Origin of the sequence: Gracilimonas sp. (assembly GCF_017641085.1) — a bacterium.
Classification (GTDB): Bacteria; Bacteroidota; Rhodothermia; order Balneolales; family Balneolaceae; genus Gracilimonas.
Window position 1 is genome coordinate 107,164 of record NZ_JAEPPI010000003.1, and the last position, 21,971, is coordinate 129,134.

The following is a 21,971-nucleotide window of genomic DNA, read 5'->3' on the forward strand; positions in this document are numbered from 1 at the left end:
TTTATTCATTTCTTAAACTGTTGACGGGATTGGTTAAGGCTGCTTTTACAGATTGCCAGCTTACGGTTGCAATGGCAATGCCGAGCGTGATTAATCCCGATAAAAGGAAAACAGACATTCCTAAATCAGTTCGGTAGGTAAACTGCTGCAGCCATTGTTGCATAACCAGGTATGCAATAGGTATGGAAATCATGAAACTGACTAAAATCAGTGCCATAAATTCTTTGGACATAAGGCGAAGGATAGATGCAATATCCGCCCCCAATACTTTCCGGATTCCAATTTCTTTGGCTCTTTTCTCGGCACTGAATGCAGAAAGTCCGAACAGCCCCAGGCAGGCTATTAAAATGGCCAGCACTGAGAAGGTACTCATCAGGTTTTGCACCCTGTTTTCAGCACGGTACATCCGGTCGAACTGCTGATCCAGGAATGCATAATTGAACGGTTGTTCAGGAGCTCGGGCGGTCCATTCTGCTTCCAGAACGGCCAGCACTTCACTGATATTTGCATCAGCAAAACGGAAGGCCACATTGCCCGATGAACGCTGGTTAAACAAACCCAATGGGGACACGTTTTCGCGCAACGACTCAAAATTGAAGTCCCTGACTACGCCCACAATTTCATAAGACAGCGTTTTGGATTGATCGATTGATCCATCTTCGTGGTTCATTGCAAAGGTTGAAATACTCTTGCCAACCGGGTCTTGGAGGTCTAATCGCTGAACAGCTGTTTCATTGAGGATTACGGCTTGCTTGTCCATTGCCCGATTCTCAGAAAAGTTTCTTCCCTCCACGATCTCCATTTTCAGCGTTGGGATGTAGTTTTCATCCACCTCCCATGTTTGCATGCTCACGGTGTTATTCTGTGTGGGTGATTTTCCCTCCGGCCAATAAGCCAGGTCATTCAAGGAATATCCATCAACGGGAAAGAAACTGGAGATGGTGGCGGATTTAATGAATGAGTTTTTCAACACATCGTCTCTAAAAGAATCGACTCCGTTGCTGCTTCCGATAGCATAGGCGTCTTCAACGATTACTACCCGGTCTTTCTCAAATCCAATGTTTCTATTCTGAATAAATTGCAGCTGGTCGTTGATGACAAGAAGTCCGGCAATAATTACGATGGAAATGGAAAACTGAAATACCACCAATCCCTTTCTGAACAAACCATGGCCTTTGCGCTCCAGATGGGTGTCTTTAAGTACTTTTACGGGTTGAAATGAAGACAGCATCGCCGCAGGATATGCCCCTGCAAGCAAGCCGGTGATGATGACAATACCCAGCATGCCCAGGCTTAAGGGAAGGTTGGTGAAATACTGCGAACTTATGGTTCTCCCGGCTATATCGCTGAAATAGGGCAGGGTAAGTTCAACAAAAAACAGGGCGACAATTAAAGCCAGAAAACTGAGCAGAAGGGATTCCATCAAAAATTGGCCGGCCAATGTGGAACGGTCAGATCCCAGGCTTTTTCGAACACCGACTTCTTTTGCTCGTTTTGCTGATCGCGCAGTAGAAAGGTTCATGAAGTTGATGCAGGCCAGCAGCAGGATAAAAACGGCCAATCCGGAAAAAATATATACATAAGTAATGCTTCCGTTTGCCTTAAACTCTCCGGTGAGGCTGGAATGAAGGTGAATGTCCTCCAAAGCCTGTAATCTGTAATCGGCACGATTTCCGGCTTCTTCAAATTCTTTCATTGTAATTCCCATAAACTGAAGAAGCTGGGGCTCTATGTATGTTTTCTTGATGTACTCGAAGTTCTGTTCAAAAGCTTCTGGGGCGGTATTTTCGCTAAGCAGCAGGTAGGTTCTGAAGTTATTACTCAGCCACACATTGTTGTTGGCTTCATCGATTGTTGCCATCGAAATCAAAAAGTTGAAATGAAAGTGAGAGGTATTCGGCATGGTTTCGTACACGCCGGTAATTTCCATATCAAAATCATCCTGTATGGTAAGGGTCTCGCCCACCACATCGGCGCGGCCAAAATACTTCCGGGCCATTTCTTCACTAATGGCAACCGTTTGTGGCTGTGTCAAAGCATGATCCGGTTTCCCATAGAGAAAGGGGATGGTGAATACATCAAAAACGGAGGAATCGGCAAACACAAAGCCACTTTCACGATAGTTTTTTCCTTCTTTTTTGATCAGGTAAGAACCACGCGGACGGAAACGGGTCATAGCCTCAACTTCAGGATAAAGCTCCTTAAGGGTAGGTCCCATTGGTGCAGAGGTAGAGGCGAGTTCGATAAAGTTGCCACCGAAATCGATGTGGGAGGTTACCCGGTAAATACGATCTGAGTTTGAATGATGTTTATCGTAAGAAAGCTCATGCGTTACGTACAGCAAGATCACAATACAGGTCGCCAAGCCCACAGCCAATCCAATGATATTGACCGAGGAATAGACTTTATTTTTGAACAAGTTCCGGAATGCGATTTTGAAGTAGTTTTTTAGCATGGTATTTAATTTTGAGCTTTCAGCCGTCAGCCGTCAGCTATCAGCTTTAAGTTTTATCGAGATTGATAAACTGTAAGCTGATGTCTGATAGCTGACAGCTATTTTCATTCACTTCTTAAACTTTTTACAGGGTTTGCAAGTGCTGCTTTTATTGTTTGATATGAAATAGTGCTTATGGCGATTACAAGAGAAACGAAACCGGCCAGCAGGAACACCCACCACGGGATAGGGACACGGTAGGCAAATTCCTGCAGCCAGTTTTGAATTGCGAAATAACATATGGGAATGCTTATCAGGAAAGCGATCCCGACCAGGAGTGAGAATTCCGAAGAAAGCAACCAAGTAATTTGTGAGGCCTTCGCTCCAAGTATTTTTCGCACTCCGATTTCTTTACTACGGCGCTGAATCATATAGGTGATTAGCCCATATAAGCCCATGCAGGCGACTATAATGGTTAAAATGGTAAAGACAGTTAGCAGCTTTAGAAAGCGCTGATCGGCCTGGTATAATTGATTGAGATGCTCATCAAGGAAAACGAAGCTAAAGGGGAAATCCGGGACCACGCTTTTCCAGCTTTCCTGTAAGGAGGCAACAGCTTGAGAAAGGTTGCCGGGTTGTAACCGGACAAATACTTTTTCCATGTTGGTTGGTGGAATGTACATGACCAGCGGCTGTATTTGACGGTGTAAGGAAGCAAAGTGGAAATCTTCAGCAACACCAATCACGTATCCGTCCATAATGTCGCTAACTCTGAGTTCTTTGCCAATGGGATTTCCCCAACCCAGTGCTTTAGCAGCCGATTGGTTGATGACGATACCGTCAGCAGAGTCGGTGGCAAAAGAAGGGTCGAACGAACGTCCCTCGGCCATTTTGATATCCATCGTTTCGAAATAATCGAAATGCACACCGTAGATATTCATGGGATAACCTTCAGGGTCATCCCCTGGAGAGAAAACAGGAACAGTTCCGTTTCTTCCATCCAGTAAGCCGGCTCCTAAACTGGCATTTATAACATGGCGGTTTTGCTGTAATTCATTTTTAATGGTTGGAAATCTGCGGGTCAGCTCCTCGCCATTCATATGTAAAACAACAACCTGCTCTTCATTAAACCCCAGGTCTTTTGATTGAATGAATTGAATTTGGTTTCGGATGATTAAACTTCCCGCAATTAGTACAATGGCGATTACAAACTGACCTACAACCAATATCTTTCGGATGGAGAACACCGAACTTCCGGTTTCTATCGAGCCCTTTAAAGCTTTTGAGGGGCGGAAGTTTGAAATCATGAAAGAGGGATAGAATCCTGCCAGTACTCCGACAATTACCGAAAGCGCTAAAAGGGTCGGAACCAGGTAAAGGTAGCTTCCAGCTTCCAGACTCAATTCCATATCTAATAACGAAGAGGCGGCTTGTAACACCGGTTCAAGAAAAAGAAGGGCTATGCAGATACTTAATAGCGTCAACAGAACCGATTCAAAAATAAATTGCCCCATCAGGGACGTGCGCTTAGCACCTAAAGTTTTGCGTACGCCCACTTCTTTACCTCTTCGGATAGCCTGAGCGGTTGAAAGGTTCATATAATTAAAACAGGCGATTATCAGTAGAAAGAGGGCGATGGCCGACAGCCCGAAAATATAGGCCCGGTTACCAACCCGCATATCTTCAGAAGCATTTCTGAGGTTTGAGGCAAGGTAGATTTCATCCAGGGGCTGCAGGTGTAAAATCCGGTTCTCACCGATATCTTCTCCCATGTTGGTGACCAAAAAATCGTCAAAATGGGCAGCTACTTGCTCAGGGTCAGCCTGTTGCGATAATTTCACGTAGGTGTAGAACGAAACCCATCCCCAGCTGTCAAGAGTAACAGGGTAACCACGGGGGACTTCAAAAGTGTCGAAGGAGATGATGAAATCGAAATTGAGGTGGGTATTAGAGGGAATTTCTTCAAATACTCCTGTAACTGTTAGCGAGATTTGATTGTCCAAAAGCAAAGTCTTGCCCATCGGGTCTTCATCTCCAAAATACTTTTGGGCCATTGGAGCGGTAATCACTACGGAATTAATGTCTTTTAGTGCCTTGGCTGGATTGCCTTGAGAAAGAGAAAAATCGAATATGCTTAACAAGGTAGAGTCGGCATAGGCTACATTGTATTCATAAAACTGACGGTTTTTGTAGCTGAGAATGTTGGAGTCAGGGAATCGCAACCGCACGGCTTGTTCAATCTCCGGAAAACTCTCAACTAAAGCAGGACCCATAGGAGGCGAAGTAGTAGCAAAATGCCGGGCACCGGGACGGTTTATTTCCTGGAATGTAAGCCGATAAATCTGATCCGCATTGGTATGGAAATTATCTACACTCAGCTCAGCACGGACAAACAAAAAAATTACTATGCAGCAAAGAAGAGCCACACTCAGCCCGAAAATGTTGATGATCGAATTTTCTTTATTTCTGTAGAAATTCCGAAAGGCTATTTTAAAGTAATTCTTCAGCATGGTATAAAGTTTCTATGTGTGAACGTATTTAAGTGTTTATGCACGTTCGCACCTAAACACTTAAACACGTCTACAACTAATTATACACTGGGTAATCAACTATCATACCAAACCGGGAAAAGATCTTTAAAACAGCGTTAAGGGCATTTTTGAGGGTAATACCTGTTCACTTTCAAACACCGGGTGTGCGATTATGGACAGTGAGGTTAGCCGGCAGCTATCAGACTTCAGCTTTCAGTTTATTCTCTATGGATTTAAACTGAAAGCTGATAGCTGTCTGCTGAGAGCTTACTCACTCTTCAAGCTCTGTACCGGATTTACCAGGGCTGCTTTTATGGATTGCCAGCTTACCGTCAGCCAGGCAATTATCACTGCCAGGAAACCGGAGGCGGCAAATATCCACCAGTTCAAGCCCGGGTTGTAGGCGAAATCGGAGAGCCATTTGTCCATCATCCACCACGAAACCGGTATAGCAATGGCAATGGCAATCAGCACCAGCTTGGTGAAGTCTTTGGTGAGATGGAGCACCAGGTTTTGAACTGAAGCTCCCAGCACTTTTCGCACCCCAATTTCTTTGGCACGCTGTTCGGCTGTGAATGCTGAAAGGCCGAAAAGTCCCAGGCAGGAGATGATAATGGCAAAGATGGAGAAATATTTGGCCAGGTCGCCAATTCGTTGTTCTCCACGGTATAAGGCCGCATATTGCTCATCCATAAATTCATAAGCAAAAGGATAAGTGGGGTTGAATTCTTTGTATTTGTCTTCGATCTGCGCCAGTGTCTCGCGAATGTTATCCGATTCAACTCTTACGTAAGCTGCCCAGCCAAAGTCGGTAAGCCGGAAGAAAAGAGGTTCGACTTCATACCGCAGGTTCTGGAAATGAAAGTCCTTAACAAGTCCGATGATCTCGGTGTCTTCTTCCCAGAGCTGAATTACCTGTCCGACAGGATTTTCCATGTCCATTACCTTGGCTGCTGTTTCATTAATCACAATTCGGGCCGTATCGGCACCAAATTCTTCAGAATGAGAACGTCCGGCAAGAAGCTCAAAACCCATGGTTTCAATGAGTCCGTAATCTGCACTTACATTCTCGAATAAAATATGAGTATCGGGTAATTTACCGGGCCATTCCAAACCGGATGTATTGGAATTTCTACCCATAAACGAAGAGCTGGACCGGGATGCATTAACGACGCCCGGAATATCCTTTACCTGGGCTTTAAAGGTGTCCCAATTATCATAGACGTCACCCTCAACAGGGAAGGTGATGAGGTTCTCCTTCTTATACCCGAGGTTTTTGGTCTGGGTAAACTGAATTTGCTGGTACACCACAATGGTAGAAATAATCAGGATTACAGATAATGAGAACTGGAATACCACCAGGCCTTTCCGGGCAAAAGCTTCGCTGCCTGAAATTTTCAGGTTTCCTTTCAGGGTTTTAACAGCTTCGAAAGAGGAGAGATAAAAGGCCGGATAGCTACCCGCCACAAACCCAGTTACCAATGCGGTTCCAAGAAATATGAGCAGCAACATCGGATCTGAATAGGAAACATCGATGGCCTTGTCCGTCAGGTCGTTAAATACCGGTAAGCTCAATTCAACAAGAAAGACAGAAACCAGCAGGGAGAAAAAAGTGATGATCATGGATTCACCAATAAACTGCCCGATGAGAGAACTCTGACTGGCCCCGATTGATTTTCGAATTCCTACTTCTTTGGCTCTTTTAGTGGCTTTGGCTGTACTCAGGTTCATGAAGTTGATGCAGGCAATCAGCAATATGAAAATGGCAACGATGGTAAATAACCTCACGTAATCGATTCTTCCACCTGTTTGTACACCGTCTTCAAATTGCCCGTACAGGTAAAGATCGGCAAAGGGGAAAACAAAGAGATCCACATTCGAGTCGTCATCATCTTTTTGTTTTATGAAGTCCTTTATTTTTGAATTCAAAGCGGCAATATCAACACCCGGGTATAGCTTGGCAATGGTTCTTGGGCCGTTGTTTCCCCACCGGGTTGCCCATTCATTATTTTGCAGCCAATCCTCAAAGGGAAGCACGTAATCAAATTGGAAAGAGGAGTTTTCGGGAAGTTTTTCAAATACGCCGGTGATAGTATGAACCTCTGTCCCGTTAATGGTAATAGATTCACCTATCGGATTTTGTGTATTGAAATATTTCTCTGCCAGCTCTTTGGAAATAGCCACACTTTTGGGGCTGTTGATGAGCTCGTCCCGGTTTCCATGCAATATGTTGACATCCAGAATATAGAAGAAGTCAGGCCGGGCATATAACCCATTTTCCTTGAGCGACTTATCATCTTTGGTAAACAGGTATTCTATATTCCAGGTATAAGTGGCGACGTATTCAAACTCGGGCACTTCCTCTTTTAAAGCAGGAGCTAAAATTCCCGGGGTAGAATGGGTTGTCATGATATCGCCGGAATACGACTGATGCTCCATCACTTGGTACATACGATCTGCATCGATGTGAAAGCGATCGTAATTCAACTCATTAAGTACCCAAAGCAGAATCAGGATACTGCAGGCCATCCCAATGGATAACCCGATGACATTTATGAGAAAAGAACTTTTATGACGTTTGAAACTCCGAAAAGCAGTTTTTAAATAATTTTTGAACATGGCCAGACCCGATTTCTTGATTACGGATGTTACACGGTAAAAATCAGAAGTCGTTACATGTAAGTGAGAACTTTCTTCAAATAATTATGCTCCTGCAGAGGAGTTATTTCTCACTTAAGGTTAAAAAGTGAGTTGGTTGACTCTTATAAAAATGGAGTAAAAGTTTGGTGATATATGTATGGTTTAGCAGGTTCTTGAATTGTAAAATTATATAGCGGAAGCAATTAAGTGAATGTAGAAATTCAATTCTTGAGTAATTTCTATTTCACAACTCAAGCCGTGGATAAATTTGAAGACAGCATCAATTCATTGGGTTATAATTTTCGTTACTGCAGTTTTAACTTCCTGTCAGCCCATTCTATATAAAAATCAGGAAGGTAAAAGCTCATCATCAGTCTCCAAAGAATTCAACGTTGATGAAGCAACCATTAAGAATGTTCATCAGGCTTTCAGAGAAAATACCCTTACTGCCGAAAGGCTGGTTCAAATATATCTGGAACGCATACAAAAATACGATCAGCCGTTCGGGTTAAATGCCATCACCTCCATTAACCAGAGGGCTCTTCAGGATGCTCGTGTTTTGGATGAGGAGTTTAGAAATACCGGGGAGCTGCGACCATTGCATGGTATTCCCGTTATTGTGAAGGAGAATATCAGCACGGCAGGACTTCAGACCACAGCCGGTTCGCTTGCAATGCAGGGATTTATGCCTAAAGAGGATGCCTACATTATTAAGAAATTAAAGGAGGCTGGAGCCATCGTTTTGGCTAAGTCTAATATGGCAGAATGGGGTATCAGCGCCAATATTACAGTAAGTTCGGTAGCTGGTGAAACGCTGAATCCCTACAATCTTGCATATACAACAGCGGGCTCAAGCGGAGGCCCAGCCGCAGCAATTGCTGCCAATTTTGGGATCATTGGAATAGGAACAGATACGGGTGGTTCTATCCGGGGTCCGGCTTCCCATAATGCTGTTGTAGGTGTAAGACCATCAATGGCGTTGACGAGCAGAAAGGGAATTATACCGCTTAATTTAAGGAATGATGTACCCGGTCCTATGACCAGAACAGCAGAAGACGCAGCTCGGGTACTTGAGGTAATAAATGGATATGATCCGGAAGACCCGCTAACCGAATATGGAAAAGAAAAATTGCCGGATAGTTATACTGAGTTTTTACAAAAAGATGCTTTAAAAGGAATTCGAATAGGTGTTTTTAGAAAGCTCAGTAATTATGCCAGTCCTCAGATAGATACTTTATTTCAACAAGCTATTTATGAGCTGGAGAAACTGGGTGCAATTATTATTGATCCTTTCGAGGTCCCCGGCTTTGATTCTCTGCGCCACAATCAATGGTGTGCGGTATTTCAGGAAGATTTGAATGAGTTTTTGGGTAGCCTTGGTGATGAAGTTCCGGTTAATAACTTACAAGAGGTTATAGCTTCGGGTAAATATTCGAAATACATAGAGAATGATCTGATTAATTATCAAAAATACATGAAAGTACAAGGAGAGACGGTTTGTGGCGGTCCTTTTTCGGATACTAAAAGAATTGCATTCAGGAATGCTATTGAACAGGCTATGAACCACCAACGGGTAGATGTATTAATCTACCCATCCTGGAATCGAGCGCCCATTAAAGCGGGAACGGTATATGCTATTACGGGAGATAATAACCACATTATAGCTCCACATACGGGGCAACCGGCAGTGACGGTTCCTATGGGATTTCTGCCTGAGAACCTGCCGGCAGGGATACAGTTTTTAGGTCGTATTTTTGACGACCATAAAATTCTGAGTTACGCATACGCCTATGAGAGAGCAACTCAGCATCGAAGAAAGCCCAAAATGTTCTCGAAGTAAATAAAGCTTATTGTTAATCGAGATGTTCAAAATTTTGAATGAAGGCCGAACTTTCAAATCCTAACCGGTCGATATAGGTAATATGAAGTTCCTTCAGCAGCGAAACCCTTCCTTTTCGAAGAGGTGAACTGGCAGGTGCATGGTTTATCCTGTAATAAGGGATAACGGCAGACTCCCGGGTTTTTGGGATGATAATTGTTTGCCAGGTGTTATCATATCGAGCATAAACAATCCATTTTGAAACACGGCTCATATCTTCCTCCAATACAAAAGAAAGGGCCCCCTTTTCACCGGTAAAAGAAATGTCAGGTGCTTTTAGCGGACGATGGTTGATCCAGTTCATGGAAGGAATCAGGGCTTCCCGTTTATAAGGTTTATCAAGCAGGGCTTGTTGGAGCGAGTCATTTTCAACTATTCCCGTCATACTCCAGTGGATGGTTCCGGGTGCTTCCGGCAGCATGCCGCGTGTTATCATAATTTGATTAATGACCTCGTCCACTTGTTGCTCTCCTTCATAGCGGGAAATACTCATGCCCGGCCAGATATGCCGGTCTGTAAAATTCTGCTCTTCCCACCATCCCAAAAGAACCGGAAAGCTCTGTGGTACTTGGTTTATGGGCCAATACAGTTGGGGTGAGAAGTAATCAACCCAGCCTTTTTTGAGCCACTTTTTGGCATCAGCGTAAAGCACCTCATATTGATCCATTCCTGCAATGGATGGCGGACTTCCCGGTCGCCACACACCAAAGGGACTTAGCCCAAATTTCACATAAGGCTTTTCCTTTTTTATGGATCTATATACCCGTTGTATGAATGTGTCTACGGCTTTTCTTCGCCAGTCACTTCGGGAAAGCTTTCCGCCGGAGTTTACATAAGCGTCCCAGCTTTCATCGTCCGGAAAGTCTTCCCCAAAATTATAAGATGGATAGGGATAGAAGTAGTCATCAAAATGAACGCCGTCAATATCGTATCGCTTTACGATGTCCATAACTACGGCGTGGGCATGATCCTGGGTTTCCTGCAGGCTGGGATCGAACCACCAGTACCCGCTTTTTAATCCTACTACCAACTCATCTTTTGTGTTCACGACGGAGTGCTCCGAAACGGGGCCGCCTCTCACATGGTGTGCCCGGTAAGGATTAAGCCAAACATGAAGCTCAAGTCCTCTTTTATGGGCTTCTTCAATCCAGAAACTCAGGGGATCATAATAGGGAGTTGGTGGCACGCCTTGCTGGCCGGTCAGGTAATACGACCAGGGTTCCAGCTCGCTTTCATATAAAGCATCAGATTGGGGGCGAACCTGGAAAATAACGGCATTAAAGTTTGTGGCCTGCAAAAGATCGAGCAGTTTTATAGCCTCTTCTTTCTGCTGCTCCACGGGGATACCCGGTTCACTGGGCCAGTTGATGTTGGCAACCGTAGCAACCCAAGCGGCCCTGAATTCACGCTGAATTTCAGGATGGGAATCAGCCGGTTTTTTCGGGGAAAGTTTGAGGTACTGACAACTGGAAAGCATCAAAAGTAAACACAAATAAAGACAGCACGAGATTTTCTTCGGCATAAAAACAGAATATGGAACTCTTTCAGGGGCAGACCGAAGGTAGCAACAATTGGGGAAGAAGGAAACGGATGGAAAGTGGCGAGGTTTTAGGTGTTAGGTTTTAGTGGTTCCCAGATGGGCACACTAAAACCTAACACCTTGCACCTAAAACCTATCATTCACTCCTCAAACTATCCACGGGATTAGCCACGGCGGCTTTGATGGATTGCCAGCTTACGGTCAGCAAGGCGATGATTAAAGCGGCACCGCCGGCCAGGGCAAAAATACCGGGTCCAATTTCGATACGGTAGGCGAAGTCCGCCAGCCATTGGTTCATGGCGTACCAGGCGATAGGGATAGCTATGGCAAACCCTGTGAGTACAAGCAGGATAAAATCTTTGGAAAGCAGCGCTACGATGTTGGAAACGGTAGCTCCCAGAACTTTGCGGATGCCGATTTCTTTGGTGCGGCGTTCGGCTGAGAAGGCGGCTAAACCAAATAATCCTAAGCAGGCTATGAAAATGGCAATAGCAGCAAATGCTGTAAACGCTCTACTCAGTTTTTGATCAGTAGCATATTGTTCTGCAAATTTATCATCAAGAAAATGGTAGGTGAGAGGATCTTCAGGCCAAAGCTTAGTCCATTCTTCCTGAAGGTATGAGATCAATGACTGCGCTTGTTCAGGATGAAATTTTATGGCAAGCATGTTATACGAATTATATTTGTTTGGATCGGTTGGCTTCATTCGGATATAAACAGGTCCAATATTGCTATGAAGTGACTTGAAGTGAAAGTCTTTTACAACCCCTACTATTGTTGAACTATCTGAAAGCATTCTGTTTACAGCACTATCCGGATTGCCCCATCCTAATTTTTTCACCATAGCTTCATTTATAACACGAGCTTTGTTACGATCCGTAATGCGGTTCTCGTCAAAAAACCTGCCAGCAGCCATTTCAAGGTTTAGGACATCATCGTAGTCAGCATCGGTTCTGAGACTATGTGCATAGAATTGATTATCCGGATTATCAGGGTCAAAAGCCTGGCCGGTTCGCATCCCAAACCTGCTGGGGATATCTGTTGTGGCAGAAGCGTGAATGACTGCAGAATGATTTAGCGCGATTTCTTTAAATGTTTCGATATTACCACGAATTTGATGTGCAGGAATATACATCACCTGATCATCCTCAAACCCAAGGTCTTTTTCGAGTACGAATTGCAGCTGATTGAAAGCAATGAGAGTACAGATGATCAATGCTGTAGAAACCACAAATTGCAGTGTGACTAACATTCTTCTGAAACCACCACCTTTAGAGCTTTGATGAGAAGCCGCTTTAAGAACAATTGATGGTTTAAATCGCGACAAAAAGAAAGCCGGATAGCTTCCAGAAAGTACTCCGACTCCTATAGAAGTCAAAAACAGGAGAGACAATAAAGAACCGGTTTCCTTGAAGGTCATTAACAACTCTTTCTCAACAAAATTGTTGAAGAAGGGCAGGGCAAGTTCGGCTATAAATAACCCCAAAATGAAAGCAAATACAGCAACTAATACAGCTTCTCCAATAAACTGCATTATAAGTTGTGTTTTTCCGGCTCCTACTACTTTACGAACTCCGACCTCTCTGGAACGTTGCATAGCACGGGCTGTAGATAAGTTCATGTAATTTATGCATGCCAGTATCAGAATAAAAAGGGCAATGGCTGAAAAAATATAGATATACTTTCTATCACCTTTAAAACCACTGGCTAGTGAATGCTCCGATAGGTAAAGATCAGAAATAGGAATGGAGAAAAAAGAGGTCGTTGATTCTTCTCCCATATTTTTTATCACCAATTCTGAAACTTTTGGAGAAATGTCTGACCAAGTTGAACCTTCCTGAAGTTGAACATAGGTATTGAACATACTTGACCCCCAAGAATCACGATGTGTTTTGGAGTAGGACGTATTATTAATGGAAGCAACTATATCAAAATTGAGATAGGAATTCTGCTGCATATTTTCAGCAACTCCTGTAACTATAAATTCCCCTTCCTCATATCGATTAATTAAGAGTGTTCTACCAATGGGGTTTTCGTCTCCAAAATATTTCTCAGCTATTTCTTCAGTAATAACAACTGATTTTGGATCAGAAAGAACGGTCTCTGGCTGGCCAATTTTTAAAGGGAAGGAAAACATCCTGAAGAAGCTTTCTGAAGCATGAATAATGCGATCTTCTTCAGAGAAATCTTCACCATTTACGCTTACATCTCCTGATCCTTTATATAAAGTAATGAGGAAATCATCTACTTCAGGAATTACATTTTTCATTGCCGGGCCAACAGGATATTGGGTACTTAATCCTTTATTAGTGTTACTACCGTAAGAACTTTCTCTTCCCACGAAGTATATCTGCTCACTGTTCTCATGGAATTGGTCGTAGCTGAGTTCATCTGTTACAAAGAGAGAAATAAGGATGAGGCAACACAAACCAATTGCAAGGCCTAAAACATTAATCAGAGAGTAGGACTTATTATTCCGAAAATTTCGCCAGGCAATTTTGATATAGTTCTTAAGCATCGTCATCAATTTTATTTAAAGAGCAAAAGTAAACCACAACAGAACACTTATAGCCGATGTATGCTTACTCACAAAACTTAATTCAACAATCGTACCAAGTGAAGCAAAAGCCAGTGTTTAGCCTTCCAACCCCTTTACCCCGTGGTAATCTGTTCGATATGTTACACCCGATGTTCGATAATGGACAGTGGGGGTAGGGTTTTAGGTGTTAGGTTTTAGTGTGTCCATCCAGGCACCACTAAAACCTAACACCTTGCACCTAAAACCTATCACTCACTTCTCAAACTATCCACAGGATTAGCCACGGCGGCTTTGATAGATTGCCAGCTAACAGTCAAAATCGCGATAATCATCGCAATCAGTCCTACGGTTATAAAAACAGCAACATTCATATCAATACGATAGGCAAAGTTGGTAAGCCACTGATCCATTACGTACCAGGCGATGGGCGTTCCCACTACAAAACCGATAGCCACTAATTTGAGGAAGTCGGTTGAAAGCAAAGCCACTATTTTTGAGACGGAAGCTCCCAACACTTTTCGAATTCCAATTTCTTTTGCCCGGCGTTCAATCAGGAAGGATGAAAGCCCTACAAGGCCAAGACAGGCGATGAAAATAGCCAGCCCGGAAAATGCCAGTAACAGGTTTCGGGTCTGCAGTTCAGATTGGTAGAGAGCATTCAGCTGTTGATCTAAAAACTCGAATTCAAAAGGCCGGTGTGGGGCAACATCCTGCCACATATTCTCCAGAGATGCTATCGTGCCCTGGATGTTCCCCGGTTCAACTTTCACTAACAGGTAGTTATACATCTGCTCATGAATGAATAACGCCAGGGGCTCTACATTTTCTCTGAGAGACTGGTAGTTAAAGTCTGCCATCACGCCAACCACCTCGCCTTCTCTTCCTCCCAGTACATTGAAAGGCTTGCCAATGGCTTCCTGTGGCGACCAGCCATGAGCCTGCGCTAACTGCTCGTTGATGAGATACACATAACCCTGTTCTCTGGTATAGGAAGGACTATCCGGAAAAGAAGTGCCGGCGATGACCTCAATATCTAATGTTTGAACCAAATCGGCATCAGCTGCACCGGCTGCAGTTCCTATCGGTTCCATCGTGGTGTTGTGAACCGATCCATACCCGCCAAAAACTTTACCGGGAATATTTGACATGTAGGTTGCTCCTTTAACACCCGGCTGACGGAGAACCTCACTTTTCAGCAGGTCCTGTTTTTGAGCAAGCTCATTATCTCTTGCAGGTAACACAATAACTTCATCATCATCAAAACCAAGGTCTGCAGTTAATATGAAGTTTGTTTGTTGATAGATGATGACGGTACATAGAATGAGGAAAGTGGATATGGCGAATTGTGAGATCACCAGCCCTTTGCGAAGGGTGCCGTCTGACCCGGTGGAGCCAAGCAGTCCCTTGAGTACACGCACCGGCTGGTAAGATGAAAGCAGAAAAGCCGGGTAGCTTCCGGCGAGGGCAGCGGTGATGATGGTCACACCGGCTAAAAGCATCCATGCGGAAGGATCGGTAAAAAGGTTAAAGCCGATGTCTTTGCCCATCAGTTGGAAAAAGGGTTCTTTGAAAAACTCCACCAGAATCAGTGCTAATACAACTGATATCAGCGTAATCAATATAGATTCCCCATAAAACTGCTTTACCAGTTGCGATTTTACCGCACCGAGTGCCTTTCGGATACCCACTTCAGCTCCACGCCTTGAAGAACGGGCGGTTGAGAGGTTGACGTAATTTATAGTAGCGATAAGGAGTACCATCAGAGCAAGGAAAATAAATCCAATCACATTTTGCATACTGCCCATGGGGGCAATTTCGAAATCGAAGTTTGAGTTCAGGTACAATTCTGTGACGGGGGTAAAGATCAGTTGATCAACACGGTCCTGAATCTGATTATCCCTTATGAAGGCATTTGCTGTCTGTCTTAATGATTCGGTGGAGGAGCTGCTATTCAGTAGCAGATAAGTGAAAAAATTAGCGGCCCTGATCTGAGAATCATCCAGCTGAGACCAACTGCTCATGGTATGCAGCGAGCCCAGATAATTGAATGTAAAGTGGGAGTTTGCAGGAACGTTTTCAATGACGCCGGTCACTTCAAAATCATAATTGGTATTGAAAATCCGGGCATTAACAGTTTCACCAAGTACATCAACAGACCCAAATAATTTCAGGGCTGTAGATTTGGGTAAAACCAATGATCTTGGGTTTTTGAGTGCTGTTTCGGGGTTTCCGGCAATAAAATCAAAACTGAAAATCTGGAAAAAGCTGGAATCGGCATATAGGAAGCTGTCTTCCTGAAATTTATTCTCACCGGTACTGATGATGGCCGGGCTGTAACGGGTAGGTTCATAAAGCCGAACCCATCGTTCAATCTCTGGTGAGATTTGATTCAGCGTTGGAGCCACCATGGAAGGCGTAACGGCAATGTTATCGCCACCGCTTTCCATACTGATCCGAACAATTCTGTCCGCTTTTTTATGGAATTGGTCATAACTGAGTTCATGCCTCACATATATGAGGATTAGCAGACAGCATGCAATGCCTATTGCCAGCCCCGAAATATTGATGAAAGAATAGCCTTTATGCTTAGAGATATTTCTAAAGGCAATTTTAAAATAATTCTTCAGCATAGTTCTCCTTTGTTATTGATTGTGGGCAAGCTTCCTTACATACTTGCAGGCCTCTGCTTTCAGTTTAAATCCGGAAGGGTAAACTGAAAGCTGACAGCTGTCGGCTGAAAACTATTACACATGAAACCCTTCCTGCATATTCTCAGTCACTACGTGGCCGTCAAACAGATGAATTACACGACGAGCGTAGTCGGCATCATGAGGAGAGTGGGTTACCATCACGATGGTGGTGCCGGCTTCGTTAAGTTCAGCCAAAAGTTTCATCACTTCATCGCCGTGATCCGAATCCAGGTTACCGGTAGGCTCATCGGCGAGGATCAGTTTGGCATTTGCTACTACAGCACGGGCAATGGCAACGCGCTGTTGCTGACCACCGGAAAGTTGTTGCGGAAAGTGATTGCGTCGGTGCATCATTCCCATTCGGTCGAGCGCCGTTTCCACTTTCTCTTTGCCTTCGGCGGAATCAACTCCGAGATAGAGCAGTGGCAGTTCTACATTTTCAAATACCGTGAGCTCATCAATCAGGTTAAAGCTCTGGAAGATAAATCCAATATTCCCTTTTCTGAGCTGGGCTCTTTCTCTTTCAGAATGAGTAGAGATCTCATGTCCTAAAAAGTGATATTCACCATCAGTTGGGTTATCCAAAAGTCCCATAATATTCAACAAGGTAGATTTCCCGCAGCCTGAAGGCCCCATTATGGCTACAAATTCACCCTCTTTGATTTCGAGGTTCACGTTGCTCAACGCAGTCGTTTCCACTTCTTCAGTGGTATATACTTTCTTAAGGTTTTTTGTTTGAATCATGGTAGTAAGGTTTAGGTTGTCGGTCTTTTTTAAAATTTTTTGTAAAGAATTTGTTTTTGAGTGCTCTTACTGTGTAAGCTGTCAGCCAACAGCAGTCAGCTTACAGGTATTCAATTCAAGGATTACTCATGAGAGATTTTAAAACATTATCAGTTTGGCAAAAAAGTCATGTATTGGCTTTATCTATCTATAACTCGACGGCATCTTTTCCTAAAGAAGAATTGTACGGGCTTATAAGCCAAATGAGGAGATCAGCTTCGTCTATCCCAACTAATTTAGCTGAAGGATGTGGAAGAAATACCCAATCTCAGCTGGCCCACTTCATAAATATTGCTTTGGGATCAGCATCAGAGCTTCAATATCAACTGATGCTGGCCAAAGATCTGGGCTTTGTTACCGATCATATTTTCAAAGAACAATCAAATAAAGTAACAGAGGTAAAGCGAATGCTGACCTCATTTCATCAAAAAGTGCTGGCTGATAGCTGATGTCTGTACGCTAAAACTATTCCAAAACCAGCACTTCATTATCCCCAAACGTATCATAACTGGAGGTAATCACTTTTTCTCCGGGCGATACTCCGCTCAGTACTTCAAAATATTCAGGATTCTGCCGGCCGAGTCTGATATCTCTGCGATAGGCCTTTCCTTCACTTTCATTTACAACAAATACCCAGTTGCCGCCGGTAGTTTGATAAAACCCACCTCTTGGAATCTGAACCGCACTGGCCGATTCCCCCAGCTCAAGACGTATTCTCACTGTTTGTCCCCGGCGCAGGCCTTCCGGTGCTTTATTCACAAATTCCATATCCACTTCAAACTGCCCGTTGTTAATGACGGGATAAATTTTTGTAATCACCAGCTCGTGCGATTGCCCGTCAAAAGGGAAAGAGCCCCGGAGCCCCTGCGTTATTCGCGATAAGTGATATTCATCAATGGCTACCCGAACTTTGTAACCATCCATGATATCAACCTGACCAATACGCTCACCGGAAGAAATGGACTGCCCCTGGTTTAATTCAATGGTGCTCAATTGACCCGAAATAGGTGCCGTAACGGATAGGTTATCCAGGATTTGCTGAACGGCTTCCAGATTCTGAAACATTCTGTCTTCGGAATTATTAAGCTGCCTCAGCTGCGTAATCGTTTGAATGGAATCCTTCTTATAGGATTCGTAGGTCAATTCGTAGCGCCGTTTCTGATACTCATAATTCTCCTTTGTGGTCTGGAATTCTTGTTCAGAAATCAGATCCCGTTCAACCAGCTTTTTCTGACGATCATACTGCGACTTTAAAATTTCCATTTGGGATTTGGCACTTGCCAGCTGATCCTGAAGCTGCAGAGTATTCTGTTCCAGGTTTAATCTTGAGTTGCGCACGTTATTGATTTGATCGTAGAGCCCCGAAGTTTGCTGCATCACCTGAAGCTGCAGCCCGGAATTAGTGAGGGTCAGGATGGTATCGCCTTCCTCAACCATCGTTCCGGATTCAAGAAAAACTTCCTGCACCACGCCGCCTTCAATGGCATCAAGGTAGATGGTTTGAATAGGCTGAACCGTTCCCGTTACCTGTATAAACTCCTGAAAGGTGTCTTCCTGTACGGTTGCGATGGTTAGTTTTTCTCTTTCCACATTCAACGTAGATCGCACATCCATAAACCAAAATGCATACACGCTTAAGCTTGCAAAAGCGAGAACGCCTGCAATCATAAGGAAGCGTTTTAACGTCCAGGTTTTCTTTTCAATTTTTCGATCCATTCCCATTCGTAATCGTCCAGCCGGTTTTTATGTAGTTAATTTTTGAAGTAGATAATCAAGATACGTGCCAAATTAAATGAATGTGTGCTAAAAGTGAATTAAGGATGATTCTTTCCTGATTAATGTTCACATTCCAACATCAGATGTTCGATATCGTACACTTCGATTGTGGAATTATAGGGACTAGACTATCTCAAAGGGTAAATGTTACATCTGGTATGATATTAGCTAATAAGTGTCAAAATGCTAAAGTGTTGGAGTGTTACTTTTTTGATTTTTGAATACGCACACACTTTAACACTTTAACACTTTAGTACTTTAGCACTTCAACACAATCTCACTTAAACTAAATGAAGAAAACAGGCCGAATACTTGTAGTGGATGATGATACCGATGTGCTGAATGCAGCCCGTTTGTATTTAAAGCAGCATGTTGAAAAAGTGGATGTCGAAAGCAATCCCAAGCTGATTCCTGCCCTGATGAAAGAATATGATTACGATGCCATATTGTTAGATATGAACTTCCATGAGGATGTGAGCAGCGGGGAAGAGGGTTTCTATTGGCTGGAGAAAATCCTGGAGATAGATCCGGCGATGGCCGTGGTGTTGATAACGGCTTATGGTGACGTGGAAAAAGCAGTTCAGGCAGTAAAAACAGGTGCCTCTGATTTTGTACTAAAGCCCTGGCAAAATGAAAAACTGCTGGCCACCGTCACTTCGGCTATGAATCTGAGTCAGTCTAAAAGGGATTCTCAGAAACTACGAACACAAAATGCCGCGCTAAAAGCGGATATGGAACAGCCATATCAGAATATTATCGGGAAAAGCCGGGCGATGGAGCAGGTTTTTCAAACCATTGAAAAAGTGGCAAAAACAGACGCCAACGTTTTGATTACCGGGGAGAACGGAACAGGAAAAGAACTGGTGGCCCGGGCATTGCACAGGCGCTCAAACCGAAGTGAGAATGCTTTTATTACCGTTGACATGGGAGCTTTGCCAGAAGGCTTGTTCGAAAGTGAATTATTTGGCCACGAAAAGGGCGCCTTTACCGATGCTAAAGAATCACGGGCCGGTCGGTTTGAAATAGCCCACGGAGGAACGCTCTTTCTTGATGAGGTTGGAAACACACCGCTTCAGTTGCAGCCTAAGCTTTTATCTGCTTTGCAAACCCATGAGATTCGGAGAATCGGTTCCAACAAAACCACAAAAATTGATATTCGGCTGATTTGTGCAACCAACGAAAGCTTGGGGGAGATGGTGGAGAAACAGGAATTTCGTCAGGACCTGCTTTACCGGATCAACACCATTGAGATTAAGTTGCCACCACTTCGGGAGCGTACGGAAGACATTCCTTTGCTGGCTGAACATTTTTTGAAACAGTACAGATCGAAGTACAAAAAAGAAATCAAAGGGATCACGGATCAGGCATTGAATCACCTTAAGGAATATCACTGGCCGGGTAATATCCGGGAGCTGGAACACGCCGTTGAGCGGGCGGTTATTATGACGGACGAAGAGCAGCTGCAGAAGGGTGATTTCCTGCTTACCTCCGTTTCAGGTAACGATCATAAACTGCCGGTATCGGGATTGAACCTGGAAGAAGTGGAAAAGACGGTGATCCGCAAAGCAATGGATAAACACGGTGGTAATATATCGCATGCAGCGGAAGAGTTGGGACTAACCCGGGCGTCTCTGTACCGAAGATTGGAGAAATATGGACTGTAGCTGTCAGGCTTCAATGGTCAGCTGACATTACTATTCTGATACCTGAAACCAAAGCAATGTAAATGATAAAACATCATGATTAAAAGCTTCCGATTTGGAATCATACTACGCATTCTGATGCTGGCTGCAACCTTGCTGCTGGTGTGTTACCTGGTGCTCGAAACGGAGTACTACGTGAGCATGGTGATTCTGGGAGCTATTATCGTCGGGCAGGTGATTGCTTTGATAAGGTACCTGGAACGAACCAATGTATTACTCACCCGTTTTTTGGAGGCTATTCGATATTCAGACTTCACAGGAGCTTTCAGAAATCATGGTTTGGGTAGTAACTTTGATGATTTAAATGCGGCTTTCAGTGATGTTATCGAAAAATTCAAAGAAGAGCGCAGCAAAAAAGAGGAAAGCATTCGATACCTGGAAACGGTGGTTCAGCACATCGGTATTGGCTTGGTTTGTTTTAATGGAAAAGGAGAGGTGGTTTTACTGAATACCGCAGCCAAACGGCTGTTTAAAGTAGCGACCTTACGGACTCTGGATTCCCTTAAAAATATATCCGGGTCGCTCTATAAAACCGTAAAAAAACAGAAGGGAGGCAATCGAAGCCTGATTCGGGTGACTATCCAAAACGAAACGCTGCAGCTGGCGATGTATGCCACCGAGTTCAGGATGAGAGACGAAGCGTACAAGCTCGTTTCATTTCAGAACATTCATACCGAGCTGGAGGAAAAAGAGATGGAGGCCTGGCAAAACCTTACCCAGGTTCTGGCTCACGAGATTATGAACTCCATCACCCCGATTTCATCCCTTTCCGGCACGGTGAAAATGTTGCTTGAGGAGAATATGGTTCCGCGAGAACATCATGTAGAGCTGAATCAGGAAACCATTGAAGATGTGACTGATGCCTTGACGACCATCAGTAACCGAAGCCAGGGACTCATGCGGTTTGTGAATTCTTATCGTGATTTTACCCAGATTCCGGAACCGAGTTATGAGCTTTTCAAGGTGAAAGAAGCACTGGACCGAACCGCCAGCCTAATGAAGACAGAAGCCGCCAAAGAGGGCATACAAATCAAGGTAGAAGTAGACCCGGAAAGCCTGGAACTCACCGCTGACCCTCACCTGGTTGAACAGGTCCTGATCAACCTGGTTAAGAATGCGATTCGGGTTTTGTCCGATCAGGAAGATGGGGTAATTTTGATGAAAGGAGGGATAGAGGAATCAGGTAAAGTGATTATTCAAATTCAGGATAACGGGCCGGGTGTGAAGAAAGCTATGAAAGAGAAGATATTCATCCCGTTTTATACGGTGGGCAGTAACGGGAAAAGTAAAGGATCAGGTATTGGGCTGAGCCTTTCCCGACAAATAATGCGGCTCCATGGCGGCAGCCTGATTTTGAATTCCGAAACCGGAAAAGGTTCAACTTTTACCTTGCGGTTTTAACCCAATAAATAACTCTTCCAAAGTTGTAAAGGGACTATAATTAATATTTAATCCG

12 protein-coding genes are annotated in these 21,971 nt (G+C 43.9%); 4 read left to right on the forward strand and 8 right to left on the reverse strand.

Annotated features, from left to right (window positions below; all coding sequences use genetic code 11):
* Window position 1: 1 nt before the first annotated feature.
* From JJ941_RS11485 to JJ941_RS11495, 3 genes are all read right to left on the reverse strand, one after another.
* Window positions 2–2,455 carry an ABC transporter permease gene (locus tag JJ941_RS11485; protein ID WP_290965259.1) on the reverse strand — a complete coding sequence of 818 codons (2,454 nt, stop codon included), beginning with the start codon at window positions 2,453–2,455 and terminating at the stop codon, window positions 2–4.
* A 104-nt stretch (window positions 2,456–2,559) separates the two neighbouring features.
* Window positions 2,560–4,944 (reverse strand): ABC transporter permease, encoded by a 2,385-nt coding sequence (locus JJ941_RS11490; RefSeq protein ID WP_290965262.1) that lies wholly within the window; start codon window positions 4,942–4,944, stop codon window positions 2,560–2,562.
* 288 nt (window positions 4,945–5,232) lie between these two features.
* Entirely contained in the window at window positions 5,233–7,584 is a 2,352-nt protein-coding gene (locus JJ941_RS11495; RefSeq protein WP_290965265.1) for an ABC transporter permease, read from the reverse strand.
* Window positions 7,585–7,873: 289 nt separating this feature from the next.
* Here JJ941_RS11495 and JJ941_RS11500 point away from each other — a divergent pair, with 289 nt between their 5' ends.
* Window positions 7,874–9,445 carry an amidase family protein gene (locus tag JJ941_RS11500; RefSeq protein WP_290965267.1) on the forward strand — a complete coding sequence of 524 codons (1,572 nt, stop codon included), beginning with the start codon at window positions 7,874–7,876 and terminating at the stop codon, window positions 9,443–9,445.
* Window positions 9,446–9,458: 13 nt separating this feature from the next.
* On the opposite strand, the gene JJ941_RS11505 is transcribed toward JJ941_RS11500, so the two are convergent.
* The 4 genes from JJ941_RS11505 to JJ941_RS11520 form a co-directional block, all read right to left on the reverse strand.
* Window positions 9,459–10,961 (reverse strand): family 10 glycosylhydrolase, encoded by a 1,503-nt coding sequence (locus JJ941_RS11505; protein WP_290965270.1) that lies wholly within the window; start codon window positions 10,959–10,961, stop codon window positions 9,459–9,461.
* A 199-nt stretch (window positions 10,962–11,160) separates the two neighbouring features.
* A complete protein-coding gene (locus JJ941_RS11510) occupies window positions 11,161–13,542 on the reverse strand; it encodes an ABC transporter permease (protein WP_290965273.1) in 2,382 nt (793 codons plus the stop codon).
* A gap of 269 nt (window positions 13,543–13,811) precedes the next feature.
* Window positions 13,812–16,193 carry an ABC transporter permease gene (locus JJ941_RS11515; RefSeq protein ID WP_290965276.1) on the reverse strand — a complete coding sequence of 794 codons (2,382 nt, stop codon included), beginning with the start codon at window positions 16,191–16,193 and terminating at the stop codon, window positions 13,812–13,814.
* Window positions 16,194–16,307: 114 nt separating this feature from the next.
* Window positions 16,308–16,997 (reverse strand): ABC transporter ATP-binding protein, encoded by a 690-nt coding sequence (locus JJ941_RS11520; RefSeq protein WP_290965279.1) that lies wholly within the window; start codon window positions 16,995–16,997, stop codon window positions 16,308–16,310.
* A 128-nt stretch (window positions 16,998–17,125) separates the two neighbouring features.
* Between JJ941_RS11520 and JJ941_RS11525 the strand changes: the two genes are divergently transcribed.
* Window positions 17,126–17,485, forward strand: a complete 360-nt coding sequence (locus JJ941_RS11525; protein WP_290965282.1) for a four helix bundle protein — start codon at window positions 17,126–17,128, stop codon at window positions 17,483–17,485.
* 16 nt (window positions 17,486–17,501) lie between these two features.
* Here the strand turns inward: JJ941_RS11525 and JJ941_RS11530 are convergent, their stop codons facing one another.
* The gene (locus JJ941_RS11530) at window positions 17,502–18,752 is read right to left on the reverse strand and encodes an efflux RND transporter periplasmic adaptor subunit (protein ID WP_255134651.1); all 1,251 of its coding nucleotides are present in this window, start codon (window positions 18,750–18,752) and stop codon (window positions 17,502–17,504) included.
* A 350-nt stretch (window positions 18,753–19,102) separates the two neighbouring features.
* Here JJ941_RS11530 and JJ941_RS11535 point away from each other — a divergent pair, with 350 nt between their 5' ends.
* Window positions 19,103–20,476, forward strand: a complete 1,374-nt coding sequence (locus tag JJ941_RS11535; RefSeq protein ID WP_290965285.1) for a sigma-54 dependent transcriptional regulator — start codon at window positions 19,103–19,105, stop codon at window positions 20,474–20,476.
* A gap of 75 nt (window positions 20,477–20,551) precedes the next feature.
* Complete coding sequence (locus tag JJ941_RS11540; protein ID WP_290965288.1) at window positions 20,552–21,916, forward strand: HAMP domain-containing sensor histidine kinase; 1,365 nt, start codon at window positions 20,552–20,554, stop codon at window positions 21,914–21,916.
* Window positions 21,917–21,971 lie beyond the last annotated feature (55 nt).

Excerpts from the sequence above, each read along its gene's own strand:
- JJ941_RS11520 (WP_290965279.1), bottom strand. The coding sequence starts at position 16,997 with ATGATTCAAACAAAAAACCTTAAGAAAGTATATACCACTGAAGAAGTG.
- JJ941_RS11505 (WP_290965270.1), bottom strand. The coding sequence starts at position 10,961 with ATGCTTTCCAGTTGTCAGTACCTCAAACTTTCCCCGAAAAAACCGGCT.
- JJ941_RS11530 (WP_255134651.1), bottom strand. The coding sequence starts at position 18,752 with ATGGATCGAAAAATTGAAAAGAAAACCTGGACGTTAAAACGCTTCCTT.
- JJ941_RS11510 (WP_290965273.1), bottom strand. The coding sequence starts at position 13,542 with ATGCTTAAGAACTATATCAAAATTGCCTGGCGAAATTTTCGGAATAAT.
- JJ941_RS11540 (WP_290965288.1), top strand. The coding sequence starts at position 20,552 with ATGATTAAAAGCTTCCGATTTGGAATCATACTACGCATTCTGATGCTG.
- JJ941_RS11535 (WP_290965285.1), top strand. The coding sequence starts at position 19,103 with ATGAAGAAAACAGGCCGAATACTTGTAGTGGATGATGATACCGATGTG.
- JJ941_RS11490 (WP_290965262.1), bottom strand. The coding sequence starts at position 4,944 with ATGCTGAAGAATTACTTTAAAATAGCCTTTCGGAATTTCTACAGAAAT.
- JJ941_RS11485 (WP_290965259.1), bottom strand. The coding sequence starts at position 2,455 with ATGCTAAAAAACTACTTCAAAATCGCATTCCGGAACTTGTTCAAAAAT.
- JJ941_RS11495 (WP_290965265.1), bottom strand. The coding sequence starts at position 7,584 with ATGTTCAAAAATTATTTAAAAACTGCTTTTCGGAGTTTCAAACGTCAT.
- JJ941_RS11525 (WP_290965282.1), top strand. The coding sequence starts at position 17,126 with ATGAGAGATTTTAAAACATTATCAGTTTGGCAAAAAAGTCATGTATTG.
- JJ941_RS11515 (WP_290965276.1), bottom strand. The coding sequence starts at position 16,193 with ATGCTGAAGAATTATTTTAAAATTGCCTTTAGAAATATCTCTAAGCAT.